13 protein-coding genes and 1 tRNA gene are annotated in these 15,126 nt (G+C 60.8%); 12 read left to right on the top strand and 2 right to left on the bottom strand.

Annotated features, from left to right (window positions below; translation table 11 throughout):
- Window positions 1-287: 287 nt before the first annotated feature.
- Entirely contained in the window at window positions 288-2,345 is a 2,058-nt protein-coding gene (locus ACTJKS_RS25840) for a methyl-accepting chemotaxis protein (RefSeq protein WP_440829037.1), read from the top strand.
- On the opposite strand, the gene ACTJKS_RS25835 is transcribed toward ACTJKS_RS25840, so the two are convergent.
- Entirely contained in the window at window positions 2,338-3,240 is a 903-nt protein-coding gene (locus ACTJKS_RS25835) for a LysR substrate-binding domain-containing protein (RefSeq protein ID WP_047296518.1), read from the bottom strand. The genes ACTJKS_RS25840 and ACTJKS_RS25835 overlap by 8 nt on opposite strands.
- Window positions 3,241-3,467: 227 nt before the next feature.
- Here ACTJKS_RS25835 and ACTJKS_RS25830 point away from each other — a divergent pair, with 227 nt between their 5' ends.
- The 9 genes from ACTJKS_RS25830 (at window position 3,468) to ACTJKS_RS25790 (ending at window position 11,216) form a co-directional block, all read left to right on the top strand.
- Complete coding sequence (locus tag ACTJKS_RS25830) at window positions 3,468-4,586, top strand: ABC transporter ATP-binding protein (protein ID WP_108183781.1); 1,119 nt, start codon at window positions 3,468-3,470, stop codon at window positions 4,584-4,586.
- Window positions 4,587-4,601: 15 nt separating this feature from the next.
- Window positions 4,602-5,522 (top strand): ABC transporter permease, encoded by a 921-nt coding sequence (locus ACTJKS_RS25825; protein WP_108183782.1) that lies wholly within the window; start codon window positions 4,602-4,604, stop codon window positions 5,520-5,522.
- A complete protein-coding gene (locus ACTJKS_RS25820; RefSeq protein WP_108183783.1) occupies window positions 5,522-6,328 on the top strand; it encodes an ABC transporter permease in 807 nt (268 codons plus the stop codon). The genes ACTJKS_RS25825 and ACTJKS_RS25820 overlap by 1 nt, the downstream gene beginning before the upstream one ends.
- A 27-nt stretch (window positions 6,329-6,355) precedes the next feature.
- A complete protein-coding gene (locus ACTJKS_RS25815; protein WP_142579989.1) occupies window positions 6,356-7,402 on the top strand; it encodes an ABC transporter substrate-binding protein in 1,047 nt (348 codons plus the stop codon).
- Between the two features lie 61 nt (window positions 7,403-7,463).
- Window positions 7,464-8,918, top strand: coding sequence for an amidase (locus ACTJKS_RS25810; RefSeq protein ID WP_108184431.1), 1,455 nt, complete (start codon window positions 7,464-7,466; stop codon window positions 8,916-8,918).
- Between the two features lie 86 nt (window positions 8,919-9,004).
- Window positions 9,005-9,081, top strand: a tRNA-Met gene (locus ACTJKS_RS25805).
- A 322-nt stretch (window positions 9,082-9,403) separates the two neighbouring features.
- Window positions 9,404-10,651: an S-type pyocin domain-containing protein gene (locus ACTJKS_RS25800; RefSeq protein WP_108183786.1), complete on the top strand. Its 1,248-nt coding sequence runs from the start codon at window positions 9,404-9,406 to the stop codon at window positions 10,649-10,651.
- Between the two features lie 7 nt (window positions 10,652-10,658).
- On the top strand, window positions 10,659-10,931 hold the full coding sequence (locus tag ACTJKS_RS25795; RefSeq protein WP_108183787.1) for a bacteriocin immunity protein: 273 nt from the start codon (window positions 10,659-10,661) through the stop codon (window positions 10,929-10,931).
- Window positions 10,932-10,961: 30 nt separating this feature from the next.
- The gene (locus ACTJKS_RS25790; RefSeq protein WP_108183788.1) at window positions 10,962-11,216 is read left to right on the top strand and encodes a bacteriocin immunity protein; all 255 of its coding nucleotides are present in this window, start codon (window positions 10,962-10,964) and stop codon (window positions 11,214-11,216) included.
- 150 nt (window positions 11,217-11,366) lie between these two features.
- On the opposite strand, the gene ACTJKS_RS25785 is transcribed toward ACTJKS_RS25790, so the two are convergent.
- A complete protein-coding gene (locus ACTJKS_RS25785) occupies window positions 11,367-12,479 on the bottom strand; it encodes a DUF2817 domain-containing protein (RefSeq protein WP_108183789.1) in 1,113 nt (370 codons plus the stop codon).
- Window positions 12,480-12,741: 262 nt separating this feature from the next.
- Between ACTJKS_RS25785 and ggt the strand changes: the two genes are divergently transcribed.
- Both ggt and ACTJKS_RS25775 read left to right on the top strand, forming a co-directional pair.
- Window positions 12,742-14,574, top strand: coding sequence for a gamma-glutamyltransferase (gene ggt, locus ACTJKS_RS25780; RefSeq protein WP_108184432.1), 1,833 nt, complete (start codon window positions 12,742-12,744; stop codon window positions 14,572-14,574).
- Between the two features lie 249 nt (window positions 14,575-14,823).
- A complete protein-coding gene (locus ACTJKS_RS25775; protein ID WP_095136800.1) occupies window positions 14,824-15,126 on the top strand; it encodes a type II toxin-antitoxin system HigB family toxin in 303 nt (100 codons plus the stop codon).

Genomic DNA, 15,126 nt, shown 5'->3' with positions numbered 1-15,126 from the left:
TTTGTTTTTAAGATCAAGATCAAGATCAAGATCAAAAGATCGCAGCCTTCGGCAGCTCCTACATGGGATAGGTGATAGCTCAACGCCATGGTCTGAATCTTGCCTTGCTTCTCCCCTCGAACGCGGCGGCCTTACAAAGGTCGCCGAGAATGGGAAGTTTCGCTACAGAGCCGGCCTACCGAGCGGGCGAGAGTGAACTTTCGAGACCTTTTAGCAGGGCACAACATCGAGGTCGCACGACCGCGATGCACGCCGTTGGTGCGTGGTGTCCAGAGGAGTCATGGGGCATGCAGGCTTTCCTTTCACCGGGGATCAAATTGCTGGGGCGGTTTGGCTTCGCGCGTAAATTTCAGCTGTTGTTTCTGCTGTTCATTCTGCCGTTGGCCGGCAGCCTGTTGATGATTGGTCAGGACTATCGCGACAAGCTCAATCTGATTGCCGGTGAGCGTGCCGGCGTGCGCCAGTTTCTCAGCCTCGATGCCCTGGACAACCTGCTCGCCGCCCAGCGTGACCGCGCCGCCCGTTGGCGCGCCACCGAAACCAATCGCCAGCCGACCCCGGCCACCCTCGCCGCCATGGCTGCATTTGACGCCGTGCAACCGGCCCTCCAGCAAGCCACCAGCGATCTGGGCAACGCGCTGAACAAGGAAGGCGCCGAAGGCGAAACCCTCGCCCGCTATCAAGCCCTGCAAACCGCGCTCGGTGGTCTGGACTCGAAAAGCCTGAGCAGCGTCGGCTGGTGGCCGGACGGTTACGACCGCTTCACCAACGCCCTCAGCGCCCTGCAAGCGTTGCGCGAGCAAATCGTCATGGACAACCGCCTGACGCTGGCGCCATGGCTGGAAACCTATCTGCTGACGCAGATCTCCACACAGCACGCACCGGATCTGATCGAGCGCGTGGGCCGCCTCGCCGCCGTCGGCCAGGCTTCGGTGGTCTCGGGACAATTCACTTTGCAGAGTCGCTTGCAGTTGCGCGATCTGCGTGGCCGCATCGGCGACGCCCGCGAACAGCTTGTCAAAACCGCAGGCCTGCTCGAAGCGCGTCTGCCGAGCGATTTGCACACCTGGGCCGGTCAGTATCACGACAGCCTCAAGCGCCTTGATGCCGGGCTGAAGGTGCTGGATGACGGCGTGTTTGGCGGCAGCATTACACTCAAACCGGAAGACTTCGAACGCAACCTTGATGCTCTGCTGGGCGATCTCGCCTCGTTGCGCCAGCAATCACTGCTGTCGCTGGATCAGCGCCTGGACGCTTACCACGCTTCGGCGATTCGCCAGTTCATCGTGGTCGCCGCGGTGTTCGGTTGCCTGTTGCTGGCGGCGTTGTACCTGTTCGTCTGCCTGCAAGCCTCGATCCGCCGCAGCGCCAGCGGCATTACCCTGCTTGCCGAAGCCCTGCGTGACGGCAACCTGAGCCTGCAAGTGCCCGTGGTGGGCCGCGATGAGCTGGCGGCGATCAGCACCGCGCTCAACGTCGCGGTGGTGCAACTGCGCGCCAGCATGCTCGGGGTCGATCACGAAACCTCGCAACTGAGCCACGCGGTGCGCAGCCTCAACGATCATTCCAGCGGCGCGCTGAGCGAAGTCGAAGCGCAGCAGTTACAGATCAGCCAGATCGCCGCCGCTGCGACGCAACTGGCCGCCACTTCGCAAGGTGTGGCGCAGAGTTGCGAACAGGCCTCCAGCAGCGCCCAACAGACCCGGCGCATCGCTGCCGACAGCAGCCGCGACAGCCAGCGCACCACGGCGAGCATTCAGCAACTCAACCAACGGCTGAACGACACCGCAGCGGCACTCGGTCGTGTCAGCGAGCAAGGGCAGCAGATTCAACTGGTGGTCGACACCATCCGTGGCGTCGCCGAGCAGACCAACTTGCTCGCGCTCAACGCCGCCATTGAGGCCGCACGCGCTGGCGAACAGGGACGCGGCTTTGCCGTGGTCGCCGATGAAGTGCGCAGCCTGTCGCAGCGCACCCAGTCATCCACCGCGCAGATCGCCGGCACCGTCGACAGCCTGCGCGCCACGGTCAACGAGGCGGTGAGCCTGATGGAAGCCGCCTGCGGTCAGGCGCAATCGGATGCCGACGCCGTGACCGGTCTTGGTGAACGTCTCGGCGAAATCGCCAGCGCGGTGCAGAGTGTCACTGACACCCTGGCGCAGATCGCCACCGCCGTGGAAGAACAGGCGAGCACCGCCGATGAGGTCAGCGGCAATATCCAGCAGGTCGATCAGGCCGCGGTGCGTCTGCTTGAAGGCGCCCGCGCAGTGAATCTCGCGGCGGATACCCTGAGTCAGGGCAGCAAGGCTCTGAGCGACAACACCGCACGCTTCCGCCTCAGCTGATCACGGCTTCGGGGAAGTCCGCTTCCAGCTCGGTCTTCAGCCACTGGATAAACCACGCCACATCCGCCGAGAACTCGGCGGACGGCGTGAGGACCCGGTAGCTTTCCAGCTTCACCTGCGCGTCCACCGCGCGCACCAGTTTGCCGGACTTGAGCTCCTCGCGAACCAGCACTTCATTGGCCAAAGCAATGCCCTGCCCGCTCTCGGCCACCGACAGCGCGTGATCGTTGTTGACGTAAAGCATGTCGGAATTGAGGTGAATATCCAGCTCGTTGGCGGCGAACCACAGGTTCCACCACTCGCCGTCATCGACGTGGATCAGTTCATGGCGAACCAGATCTGCCGGGCCGATCACAGGCTCGATGCTGGCGAGGTATTGCGGGGTGCAGATCGGAAACACTCGCGGGCAGATCAATGCTGCACGGGAGTCGGCGTACTGCCCGTCGAGGCCATAGACAATGCCCAGATCGGCACTTTTGCCGTCGACTTCGGTGAAGGTCGAGTTTGGCTCGATCGCCAGTTTCAATCCCGGTCGCAGATGCCGCAGGGTTTCGATCCTTGGCATCAACCAGCGCTTGGCAAACCCCGGCACCACCATGATCCGCAACCAGCGCTCGGCATCTTTCGGCCGCGCCTCCTTGCCGGCTTCAATGATCAACTGCAACGCCGCGCTGATCTTGCGGTGGTACTTCTCACCCGCCGGCGTCAAATTGACCCCGCGCGAGGTGCGTTCGAACAGCTGAATGCCCAGCCAGTCCTCCAGCAACTTCACGTGCCGGCCAATCGCTGGCTGGGTCACGTGCAAGGCTTTCGAAGCCTCGACATAGCTGCCCAGACGCGCGGCGGCATCAAATGCACGCACCGCGTTGAGCGGCGGCAAACGGTGGTCGGGCATGATTCCTGGCACCTTTGGCTGTTAAATTAACTAACAGCTGCCATGTTTAAATTGAAGTGTCGCCTCACGCAAGCACTGGCTGATAATCGAGCCACAGCAGAACAATAAAACAGCTGGTTTCACCCCGTACGCAATCTCGATCCTGCCCAGAAAAATAATATCCATGGCCCGACGACGTCGCTGATTCACAGCGCACTCGCAGGCGATGGGGGAATCGGAGGTAACGCATGAATGCCCTGCATTCGCTGCAAACGCTGGCGGTGTCGATCCGCTCGGTACGCAAGGTTTACGGTGACCCGAACACCGGTCCGGTGGCGTTGAAAAACATCGACCTGGACATCCGCGACAACGAATTCTTCACCCTGCTCGGCCCTTCCGGTTGCGGCAAGACCACCCTGCTGCGGATGATCGCCGGCTTCGAGTTTCCTACCGAAGGCGAGATCCTGCTGTACGGCGAAAACATCGCCGACCGACCGCCGTTCCAGCGCCCGGTCAACACGGTGTTCCAGCATTACGCGCTGTTCCCGCACATGACCATCGCCGAGAACCTGGCCTTCGGCCTCGAATCGCAGCCGATGGGCAAGGTGCTGAACAAAGCGCAAATCGCCGAGCGCGTGCTGGAGATGCTCGCGCTGGTGCAGATGGAGCGCTTCGCCAATCGCAAGCCAGCGCAGTTGTCCGGTGGCCAGCAACAACGCGTCGCCCTCGCCCGCGCCCTGGCACCGCATCCGAAAGTATTGCTGCTCGACGAACCCCTTTCCGCGCTCGATCTGAAGCTGCGCCAGGCCATGCGCGAAGAGCTGAAATCGATTCAGGCCAAGACCGGCATCACCTTCATCTTCGTCACCCACGACCAGGAAGAAGCGCTGACCATGTCCGACCGCATCGCCGTGTTGTCCGAGGGCGAAGTGCAGCAGGTCGGCCGCCCGGAAGATATTTACGAACGCCCGCGCAACCGCTTCGTCGCCGACTTCATCGGCGAGACCAACTTCATCCAGGGCACGGTGAAGAAGATCGAGGACGGCATGGCCTGGTTCGCCGGGCCGGCCGGGCATCCGCTGCCGGCGCAAGCGTGCAGCGATGTGACGGTCGGCGCCAGCGTGACGTTATCTGTGCGCCCCGAGCGCCTGCATCTGGTGCCCGCCGCGACCGAGGCCGCGCTGCCGTGCCGGATCGATGCGCAGATCTACCTCGGCACCGACCTGCAATACCAGGTCAGCCTCGGCGACGGCTCGCGCCTCACCGTGCGCACGCCCAACTGCGTCGACCAGAGCCTGCGCTTTGCCGTCGGTTCTCAGGCCGGTCTGCTGTTCGACCGGGGAAGCGCCAGCGTCCTGCACGACTGAGCCTGAGGAGTTGCCATGCACACCTTACCGATTACCAACACGCTGGAACGCCGCAAGGCTTTCCAGAGTTTTCTCGGAGTCAGCCCGGCGCTGGTCGCCATCGGCCTGTTTCTGCTGGTGCCGATCCTGATCGTCATCGGCTATTCGCTGATGGAAGCCAACCCCTACGGAGGGGTCAATAAAGTCTTCAGCACCGATGCCTACACCTCGTTGTTGTTCGAACGGCAGATGGACGACAGCCTGGCCTTTGCCGACTCCTACCTGATCATCGCCTTGCGCTCGGTCGGCATTGCCGGGCTGACCACACTCATCACGCTGTTGATCGGCTTCCCGGTCGCGGTGTGGCTGGCGATGCAACCGGCGCATCGGCGTGGCCTGCTGATCTTCCTGATCACCGTGCCGTTCTGGGCCAACCTGCTGATCCGCACCTACGCGTGGATTCTGCTGCTGCGCAACACCGGGGTGATCAACAACAGCTTGATGGGCATGGGCGTCATCCATGAGCCGTTGCAGCTGTTGTACACCGACGGCGCAGTGCTGCTGGGGCTGGTTTATACCTATGCGCCGTTCGTGGTGCTGCCGATCTACGCCACGCTGGAAAAGATGGACATTCGCTTGCTCGAAGCGGCTCAGGATCTGTACGCCGGCCGCGTGCGCACCTTGCGCAAAGTGGTGTTGCCGATCGCCAAACCGGGAATTCTCGCCGGCGCCATCCTCACGTTCGTGCCGTGCCTGGGCGCGATGATCGCCCCGGAACTGCTCGGTGGCGGCACGCGGATGATGCTCGGCAACCTGATTTTCCGGCAGTTCAGCGATGCACGTAACTGGCCGTTCGGCGCCGCGCTGTCGCTGGTGCTGATGGCCGCCGTGATGCTGGTCTTGATCGTGTATGCCCTGCGCGCCGAGCGCCAGCGCATCGCCAAAGGAGGTGCGTGATGCTCGCGCTATTCAAACGCAAAGGGCTGGGCGTGCAGGACTTCCCCGGTTTCGGCGGCTTCAGCTTCCTGTTCTATCTGTACCTGTACGCGCCGATCGTGGTGCTGGTGGTGTTCTCGTTCAACGCCAACCAATCCGCGACGGTGTGGAGCGGCTTCAGCCTCGACTGGTATCGCGCCGCGTTCGCCAATCAAGCCTTGCGTCAGGCCGCTGGCAACAGCCTGTTGATCGCGGTCTGCGCGAGCATGATCGCCACGGCGATTGCCACCCTCGCCGCCCTCGGCACCTCACGCGGCGCCAAGTTCAAGGGCCTGCAATTGTCGATGGGCGCAATCATGTTGCCGCTGGTGCTGCCGGAAATTGTCGTCGGTGTGGCCACGCTGGCGCTGTTCTCGACCATTGGCCTGTCGCTGGGCTACGGCAACTTGATCATCGCCCATACGGTGTTCTGCATTCCGTTCGCCTACCTGCCGATTCGCGCGCGCCTCAACGACATGGACCTGTCGCTGGAACAAGCCTCGGCCGACCTGTATGCCGGCCCGTGGCGGACCTTCCGCAAGGTGACCTTGCCGCTGCTGATGCCGGGAATTTTTTCCGGGCTGATGCTGGCCTTCATCGTCTCGCTGGATAACTTCGTGATCTCGATGATGGTCGCCCAGGCCGGTACGACAACGCTGCCGATCTTCATCTTCGGCCTGTTGCGCATGGGCGTGACACCCGACGTCAACGCCGTGTCGACCCTGATCCTCGGCGTCTCGGTGCTGTTTGTGAGTCTCTCTTACCTGCTGGGCAAAAAGAACGCCTGAACCTTCCAAGAACTGTGGGGAAATAGCATGAGCAAGTGGATAAAAAGCGTCGGCACTGCGTTGTTCCTGACTGTGCCGCTGGCGATGACCGGCAGCGTTCAGGCCGCGGAAAAACTCAATGTGGTGAGCTGGAGCGGGTACTTCTCGCCGGAGATTCTCGCCAAGTTCCAGAAGCAGACCGGCATCGAAGTCACCGTCGATTCCTACGACTCCAACGAGACCCTGCTGGCCAAACTGAAACAGGGTGGCGCCGGGTATGACGTGGCGATTCCTTCGCACCAGTTCATCCCGATCCTGATCAAGGAAAACCTGTTGGAGCGCTTCGACCCGGTCATGGAGCCGTACTACGCCAGCGTTGTGGATAACCTGAAAAAACCGAGTTGGGACCCGGAGGGCGCGTACTCGGTGCCATTCATCTGGGGCACCACCAGCGTGGTCCTCGACACCGCGCGCTACAAAGGCCCGACTGACAGCTACAAGGTTTTATACGAGCCGCCAGCCGAGTTGCAGGGGCGGATCAACATGTTCGACTCGACCAGTGAGATGGTCGACATGGCCAGCCTCTATCTGAATGTTCCGCTGTGCAGTGAAGACCCGAAACAGATGCAACAAGTGCTGACGCTGCTCAAGGCGCAGAAGCCGTTCGTAAAGACTTACAGCTCCAAGGCCGGCTCGATCCGCGAAAACCTCGCCTCGGGTGAAATCGACATGTCGATGTTCTGGGGCGGCTCATCGATGCGCGCCCGCGAGATGAAACCGAGCCTGAAATACCTGTACCCGAAAGAAGGCGTACTGGCCTGGGTCGACAACATGGTCATCCCCACCGGCAGCAAGAACCCGGCGAATGCCAAGGCGTTCATCGCCTTCCTCAGCCAGCCGGAGAACGCGGCGATGACCCAGAACTTCCTCAAGCACCAGAGCCCGATCAAAGGCGTCGAACCGTTCCTCGATGCGGCGCTCAAGGACGCGCCGGAATTGCACATTCCCGAGGGTACTCACGTGGTGTTCAGCAAGACCTGCGGCGAAGGCGCCATCCGCCTCGCTGACCGTCTCTGGACCAACCTGATGCGTTGATTCCTGCCGCCCCGGCATGACGCCGGGGCGTTTCTTCAGCCGTCTGAAAGGCGCCGTTGTCATGAACTCCAATAACATCAGCGAACTGGTCCTTTTACAGGCCCACGCACTCGCCGACCGCATCCGCCTGCGCCAGGTGTCCTGCCGCGAAGTGATGCAGACTTATCTTGCCCATATCGAACGCTTCAACCCGCAGGTCAACGCGTTGATCAGCCTGCAGGCACCGGATGTTCTGCTGGCCCAGGCCGATGCGCGCGATGCCGAACTGGCGCGTGGCGAATACCGTGGCTGGATGCACGGCCTGCCCCACGCGATCAAGGATCTGTCGCTGACCCAAGGCATCCGCACCACGCTCGGCTCACCGTTGTTCAAGGACTTTATTCCCGAGCGCGACGGCATTATGGTCGAGCGGATCAAGGCTGCCGGCGCGATCATCATCGGCAAGACCAACACCCCGGAATTCGGCCTCGGTTCGCAGAGCTATAACACACTGTTCGGTGCTACCGGCTGCGCTTATGACCCGAGCAAAACCGCCGGTGGCAGCAGCGGCGGCGCAGCAGCGGCGCTGGCGATGCATCTGGTGCCAGTGGCCGATGGCAGCGACATGATGGGTTCGCTGCGCAACCCGGCGGCGTTCAACAATATCTTTGGTTTCCGCCCGTCTCAGGGCCGCGTGCCGTTTGATGACAGTGCCGATCTGTTTTTCGATCAACTTGGCTATGAAGGACCGATGGCCCGCAGCGTGCGCGACGCGGCGTTGCTGCTGTCGGCGCAGGCTGGGGGCGATGCCCGGGCACCGTTGTCCATCGCTGAATCCGGAGAGGTCTTTGCCGCGCCGCTGGAGCGTGATTTCAAGGGCACGCGATTGGGTTGGCTGGGAGACTTCAATGGTTATCTGCCGATGGAAAACGGCGTTCTGTCGCTGTGCGAGAAGACCTTTGCCGACTTTGAAAGCCTTGGCTGCCACGTTGAATCCGTTCAGCCGGGGTTCGCGCCTGAGCGGTTGTGGAGCAGTTGGCGGACGTTGCGGCACTGGATGGTCGCGGGGTCGCTGGGCTCAACTTATGCTGATCCACAGAAGCGCGAGCTGCTGAAACCGGAAGCCTGCTGGGAAGTGGAAAACGGCCTGAAGCTTTCGGCGAGCGAAGTGTTCGCCGCGTCGGTGGTGCGCAGCGATTGGTATCGGGCGATTTCCCGGTTGTTCGAACGCTACGATTACCTGCTGCTGCCCAGTGCACAGGTCTTCCCGTTCGATAAAACCCAGCCTTGGCCGACGTCTATCGAGGGCGTGAGCATGGACACGTATCACCGCTGGATGGAGGTAGTCATCCCCGGCACGCTGTCGGGTTGCCCGGTGGCGAGCGTTCAGGCCGGATTCAATGCGCAGGGGTTGCCGATGGGGCTGCAGATCATCGGCCGGCACCAGGCCGACTTCGCGGTTCTGCAACTGGCGCACGCCTATGAACAGGCCAGCCGCTGGTTCGAACGCTGCCCTTCGCCCCTGCTGAGCCAGTAATTTTGATAAACGGTTGAAAGCGTAGAAAAAATTTTTAAATTTACGCTTGACGCTTTTCCATTTCAGGGGAATAATGCGCGCCACTTGGCTACATAGCTCAGTTGGTTAGAGCATAGCATTCATAATGCTGGGGTCCGGGGTTCAAGTCCCTGTGTAGCCACCAAGTACTAAAAACGGCTTACCGAAAGGTAGGCCGTTTTTTTATGCCTCGAAAAAACCACCCTCCCGTGGCGAGGGGATTCATCCCCGATGGCTGCAAAGCCGCCCCTCTCCATCCAGCTGCCCCATAATTCCTGATTGGCCCTGACCAAGGTTAATGGCACGTCAACAAACCGGGAAAGCACTGCAGGAAAAAGGTGCGCGCGGTGTACGAATTGGATTTTTCGTAAAACCTCGCGCCTGAACCCCACCCCATCGGTTTGCCCGAATTCCCCGTTGACCGACAAGCTCCCCTGGCTCGTTTCAAAGCCATACAGGGAGTTGGCATGGCTCGATTCAAATTTCTCTTCGATGAAGATTGGCTTCGGAAACGTCCGAGAAGGACCGGCTCATGGGCCGCTTGGAATCCGCCTCCCCCGCCGGAGCCGGTGTACATCGAAAAGGATGAATGGCCAACGCCCAAGCCCCGCGAAGACCAGGTGTTCGCCAAGTCCTGCACGCCGGATAACTGGTGTCGAACGGACGCCGGCACTGCGCCAGAGCCCGCCGCCAATTTCGGCAAGATCATGGTCGCGGGTGCCATGCTCTTTCCCTCAGCCAGCACCGCGGTAGCGACCGCGCTCGGCGCCGACCTGGCTTTGGGGCGCATGGCCGGCGGCGGGATTCTGCAACAACGCCTCAACTGGGCCATCCGTGGCGCAGGCGGCGCGGCCAGCGTATTCATCCTCGGGATGCTGCCGACCCGCATGGGCGACGGCACATTGCACACCGACGAACAACTACGCCGCATGAGCCGCGCCAGCACTCGCGTGCGCTTCCAGTTTCGGCGCGATGCCCAAGGCGTCATGCAGGTTTACGGCATCCACGCCGGCGCTTCGGGCGATGACTCGGTCCGTACCGTCAACGTCGAGTGGAACAGCGACAAGACGGCGATGGAGGCCAGGCTCAACGGCATCACGATTTTATGGACGCCGCAACGCGGGCCACACGGTTCAATGCCGCCGCTGGTTTATCCGGAACACCGCGAGCAACTGAACACGATCCTTGTCCACCCGATTCCTGAGAACACTGATACCCAGATAGAAGGCCCGCCCGGCGAAGACATTACCGCCGAAGATTGTATTCTGGTGTTCCCGGCGGACACTGGGCTGAAGTCGCTTTATGTGGTGTTTTCGAGGCCGGCCAGGCTGATGCCGGGGACGGTGACGGGGGTGGGGGAGGATGTTTCGGGGATATGGCTCATCGGAGCAAGCTCTGGGGTAGGAGTTCCAATTCCGACGGACGTGGCAGACTCGCTGCGTGGACACGACTTCAAAAGCTTCGACTCGTTCAGAGCAGCCCTTTGGAAAGCCGTTTCGGAGTCAGCCGTGGTGGATCAGTTCATCAAACAGAACGCTGGCCGTATGCGTAAAGGCAAAGCACCACGTGTGCGCAAAGCCGATAGCGTCGGTGGTAGAAGATCTTACGAACTTCATCACCTCGAAAAAATATCAGAGGGCGGCGGCGTTTACGACGTAGATAATCTGCGAGTGAATACGCCGCGAAACCACATCGATATCCACCGGAACGAATAGGTTAGCCATGACAGACAACTTACTGAAAAACAGCATTTCGGAGTACAGCGAGGCCGAGTTCATCACGCTGCTGGAAGAACTCGCTAAAGAAGATGAAGAAGCCGAAAGCGATGATCGCGCTGACTTGCTGCTGTTGCACTTCGAGAAAATCAGCGAACACCCAGCTGGATCGGATCTGATCTATTACCCGGAGCCTGATGCAGATAGCTCCCCCCAGGGCGTAACGAAAATTGTAAAAGAATGGCGAGCAGCGCAGGGTTTGCCGGGCTTCAAGCGTTAGGTTCCTACCCATAGAAAAACCAACAAGTTTATGAAAAAAAATCTCTCAGAGTACACAGAGGCAGAGTTTCTGCGCTTCATGCAAGAAATTCGAACTGCCAACAAAAGTACTTCTGACGATGTACTGGACCCGCTGCTAGATCACTTTTGCAGCATCACAGAGCATCCAGATGGAACTGATTTGATCTACTACCCAGATGAAGGAGTGGATAACTCCAACGAAGGGATCACCGAAACTGTAAAAAAATGGCGTGCCGCGAATGGACTGCCGGGCTTCAAGCAATAAGCGTTTTTTATCCCTCGAGACACACCGAACCCGTGACGAGGGGATTTATCCCCGATAGGGTGCGCAGCGCCCTTTTCCCCATAAAAACCGAACGGGCCTGCTGCGCAGTCCATCGGGGATGAATCCCCTCACCACAATGCGAAGCCTGACCTATTCAGGCTGCTCTGCCGACAGGAACGCCAGCCCCTTCGCCCAGATCTGCCGCGTACGCAACCCGACCATCGCCCGCCAGTCCGGATCGGCCGGATAGAACTGCTCCAGCAGATTCAACTTGATCGCCCGCCCCGTCGCATCCAGCGGATCGCCATGCAGATGCAACCAGTGATCATCGCGCAAATAACGATGCACCTCCGGCCCCAGATACGTCCCGCACTCAATCACGAACGGCATCAGTTGCACACCCGGCAATGCGTTGAGCAACGCCTGCGAGGTGTAGCCGGTCGCCGTCGCCGCGACACCGGTTTCGCTCAACGTTTGCGCGCCGGTGTGCAAGGTGTACAGCCACGGGCCGTAGATCGACTGTGCTTGCGCCAACGCCGGGTAAGGCGCCTGGGTGATGGTCAGCAACATCGGATGACCGTATTCGCCGGCGCCGGTGTGCAGGTCGAAACACATCACGGTTTGCGCGCCTGCCAGATGCGCGTCGATGATCTGATGCAACGTGCGATTCGACCAACTCGGCGCGCGGCCGCCATAGAACAGTCCGTCGGGATGACTGTGCTGACCGCCCTCGACAATCGACATCACCGCCGGCCAGCCGTGTTCGGTAATTTGCCCGTCGAGCAAGGCGTCGGCGCGCTTACGCTCGGGGCCGTGCAAATCGGTGCAGGCGTAGATCTCGTGCAGCGTGGCGTAGGCGCGGTTATCCGGCAACGGGGCGGTGAAATCCAGATGATTGCGGTTGAGGTCGATGTTGTCTTCGTTGACCCGGCGCAGCCACGCGGTGCCCCATGGGTTGATCAGGTGGATCATCACAACCGCGACATCCTTGGGCAGCGAGCCCGGCACGAAGGCCTTCAGCCAGTCGATTTGGCAATCCGAGCCGTAATAGCCCTCGACTCCGTGAGTGCCGCTGAGCGCCACCAGCCGGCGCTTTGCCTGCGGATTACCGAGCACAGCGACGTCGGTGCTCAAGGGTTCGCCGAAGGGGCCGCAACGTGGGTGTGCGTAGGAGGTGAGCATGGCTCCCACGGCGTTGGCAGCGGTCAGAAACTGTTCGCGCTGATCACGGTAACTGGATTCGGTGGGAAACTCGCTGTGCATGTCGGCCTCTTGTTGGTGTTGTATTTGTGGGAGCGAGCCTGCTCGCGAAGCGGTCTTTCATTCAATATTCAGGCTGGCTGATACACCGTATTCGCGAGCAGGCTCGCTCCCACAGGGGCGTATTTCAGTTCGATGAGTTTGACGTTGACCCTAGCGAACATCCGCCCCGAAAAGAAAGACAAAAATGCCCGGCGGTTTGCGTCGCGACCGGCCGGTCGATAAAGTCCGTCAGACCTTTCATCCCACGGACGGAGAGCCCCACGTGTTTCCAGCCCTGCCCCTGAGCCGCTTTCGCCTGCCTGCCCTGACGCTGATCATCAGCGCCCTGACCCTCACCGCGTGCAACGCCCCTCCCTCCTCGACTTTGCCGCTGGCACCGGAAGCCGCTTCCGGTTACCGCACCGATCTACAGACTCGCCACGCCAGTCAACACATGGCCGCAGCCGCCAACCCGCTGGCCGCCGAGGCCGGTCGCGAGATGCTGCGCAAGGGTGGTTCGGCCATCGACGCGGCGATTGCCATGCAAGCAGTGCTGACCTTGGTCGAGCCGCAATCCTCCGGGATCGGTGGCGGCGCGATGATCGTGTTGTGGGACGGCAAACAGGTGCGTACCTACGACGGTCGCGAAACCGCGCCGGCCGGCGCCACCGAGAAGCTGTTCCTGCAGGCCGACGGCAAACCGATGCCGTTCCCGCAGGCACAGATCGGCGGGCGCTCGGTGGGCACGCCGGGCGTATTGCGTGCACTGGAGATGGCGCACAAGCAACACGGTCGGCTGCCGTGGGCCACGCTGTTCGAACCGGCGATCAAACTCGCCGAGCAGGGCTTCGCGATTTCGCCGCGCCTGCATTCACTCTTGGAGTCCGACCCGGTGATCGGTAAATCGCCGGATATGGCGGCCTACTTCCTCAACCGCGACGGCAGCGTCAAAGCCGTCGGCACGCGCCTGCAGAATCCGGCGCTGGCCGCCGTACTCAAGCGCATCGCCCACGAAGGTCCGGACGCGCTGTACAAAGGACCGATCGCCGAAGAGATCGTCGCCAAGGTGCAGGGCCACGCCAACCCCGGCAGCTTGTCGCTGAATGATTTGCAAGGCTACAAGGCCAAAGAGCGCGCTCCGCTGTGCACCGACTACAAACGCTGGCAGGTCTGCGGGATGCCGCCTCCGTCGTCGGGCGGGATCGCCGTGGCGCAGATTCTCGGCACCCTGCAAGCGCTGGAAAGCCGCGATCCACGCCTGTCGCTGACGCCGCTCAAGCCCGTGAAAACCAACAAACCGGCCGGTATCGAACCCGATCCACAAGCCGTGCACCTGATCGCCGAAGCCGAACGCCTGGCCTACGCCGATCGCGCGCAATACGTCGCCGACACCGACTTCGTCCCGGTGCCGGTCAAAGGCCTGGTGGATCCGGGCTATCTGGCCAGCCGCGCCAGCCTGATCGGCGAACGCAGCATGGGCAGCGCCAAACCCGGCACACCGCCGGGCGTACAGGTGGCCTACGCGCCGGATCGCTCACCGCTGCGTATCTCCACCTCGCAAGTGGTGGCGGTGGATGACCTCGGTGGCGCGGTATCGATGACCACCACCATCGAAGCGGCATTCGGCTCGCACCTGATGGTGCAGGGCTTTTTGCTGAACAACCAGATGACCGACTTCTCGTTCATCCCCGAAGAGAACGGGCAGAAAGTCGCCAACCGCGTCGAACCCGGCAAACGCCCACGCTCGTCGATGGCGCCAACATTGATCTTTGATCGCAACAGCGGCGAGTTCCTGGCCAGCGTCGGCTCGCCGGGCGGCTCGCAGATCATCGAATACGTGGCCAAGACCACTATCGGCCTGCTCGACTGGAACCTCGACCCGCAAAGCGCCATCAGCCTGCCCAACTTCGGCAGCCGCAACGGCCCGACCGAACTGGAACAAGGCCAGTTCAGCCCTGCGTTGATTCAGGCGTTAAAAGACAAGGGCCACACAGTCAATGAAATCGACATGACCAGCGGCACCCAGGCCATCGTGCGGGTCAAGGATGCGCAGGGTAAAGCGTCGTTGGCGGGTGGCGCGGATCCACGGCGTGAGGGGGAAGCGTTGGGGGATTGAGGTTACGCAGGAAAAACAAAAGGCTTACCGCGAGGTAAGCCTTTTTTGTTGCCGATAAGTTCTATTCATCTACTCACCGTCGCCTTTTCCTACCCCGAAAATTAGCTGCCACGGCTAGAGTAAGTGACCGTTCAGCAAACGATACTTTCGGGATCTGCTGGCATTTATGACCACACAAATGTTCGAACCGTATGCCCATGAAACGCCAACAGTCTTGCATCAGTCCCATAGCGGGACTAGGATCGCGTCATGAGAATTATTGCTGTCAGTCAGCTGAAAAACTTTTGGGAACGGTATCCCGAGTCAGAGCAATCGCTGTTGGCGTGGATTGATGAAGCAAGAAAAGCAAGCTGGTCAACTCCGTCGGACATCAAGGCGCATTTCGCTTCTGCGAGCATTCTGAAAAGCCGCAGAGTGGTGTTCAACATCAAGGGCAATGACTTTCGCCTGATCGTAGCCGTGGCCTATCGCTTCGGTGCCCTATACATAAAATTTGTCGGCACCCACAAGCAGTACGATGCAATCGACGCTGATACCGTCGAAATGGAGTAA

The organism is Pseudomonas sp. 22189, from assembly GCF_052045635.1.
Classification (GTDB): Bacteria; Pseudomonadota; Gammaproteobacteria; order Pseudomonadales; family Pseudomonadaceae; genus Aquipseudomonas; species Aquipseudomonas parakoreensis.
Note: the sequence above shows the minus strand (reverse complement) of the source record. Positions and strands in the feature narration are given on the sequence as shown.

What these genes read in the sequence shown, in the direction of transcription:
- ACTJKS_RS25840 (WP_440829037.1), top strand. Translation starts at nt 288, where the DNA reads ATGCAGGCTTTCCTTTCACCGGGGATCAAATTGCTGGGGCGGTTTGGC.
- ACTJKS_RS25835 (WP_047296518.1), bottom strand. Translation starts at nt 3,240, where the DNA reads ATGCCCGACCACCGTTTGCCGCCGCTCAACGCGGTGCGTGCATTTGAT.
- ACTJKS_RS25830 (WP_108183781.1), top strand. Translation starts at nt 3,468, where the DNA reads ATGAATGCCCTGCATTCGCTGCAAACGCTGGCGGTGTCGATCCGCTCG.
- ACTJKS_RS25825 (WP_108183782.1), top strand. Translation starts at nt 4,602, where the DNA reads ATGCACACCTTACCGATTACCAACACGCTGGAACGCCGCAAGGCTTTC.
- ACTJKS_RS25820 (WP_108183783.1), top strand. Translation starts at nt 5,522, where the DNA reads ATGCTCGCGCTATTCAAACGCAAAGGGCTGGGCGTGCAGGACTTCCCC.
- ACTJKS_RS25815 (WP_142579989.1), top strand. Translation starts at nt 6,356, where the DNA reads ATGAGCAAGTGGATAAAAAGCGTCGGCACTGCGTTGTTCCTGACTGTG.
- ACTJKS_RS25810 (WP_108184431.1), top strand. Translation starts at nt 7,464, where the DNA reads ATGAACTCCAATAACATCAGCGAACTGGTCCTTTTACAGGCCCACGCA.
- ACTJKS_RS25800 (WP_108183786.1), top strand. Translation starts at nt 9,404, where the DNA reads ATGGCTCGATTCAAATTTCTCTTCGATGAAGATTGGCTTCGGAAACGT.
- ACTJKS_RS25795 (WP_108183787.1), top strand. Translation starts at nt 10,659, where the DNA reads ATGACAGACAACTTACTGAAAAACAGCATTTCGGAGTACAGCGAGGCC.
- ACTJKS_RS25790 (WP_108183788.1), top strand. Translation starts at nt 10,962, where the DNA reads ATGAAAAAAAATCTCTCAGAGTACACAGAGGCAGAGTTTCTGCGCTTC.
- ACTJKS_RS25785 (WP_108183789.1), bottom strand. Translation starts at nt 12,479, where the DNA reads ATGCACAGCGAGTTTCCCACCGAATCCAGTTACCGTGATCAGCGCGAA.
- ACTJKS_RS25775 (WP_095136800.1), top strand. Translation starts at nt 14,824, where the DNA reads ATGAGAATTATTGCTGTCAGTCAGCTGAAAAACTTTTGGGAACGGTAT.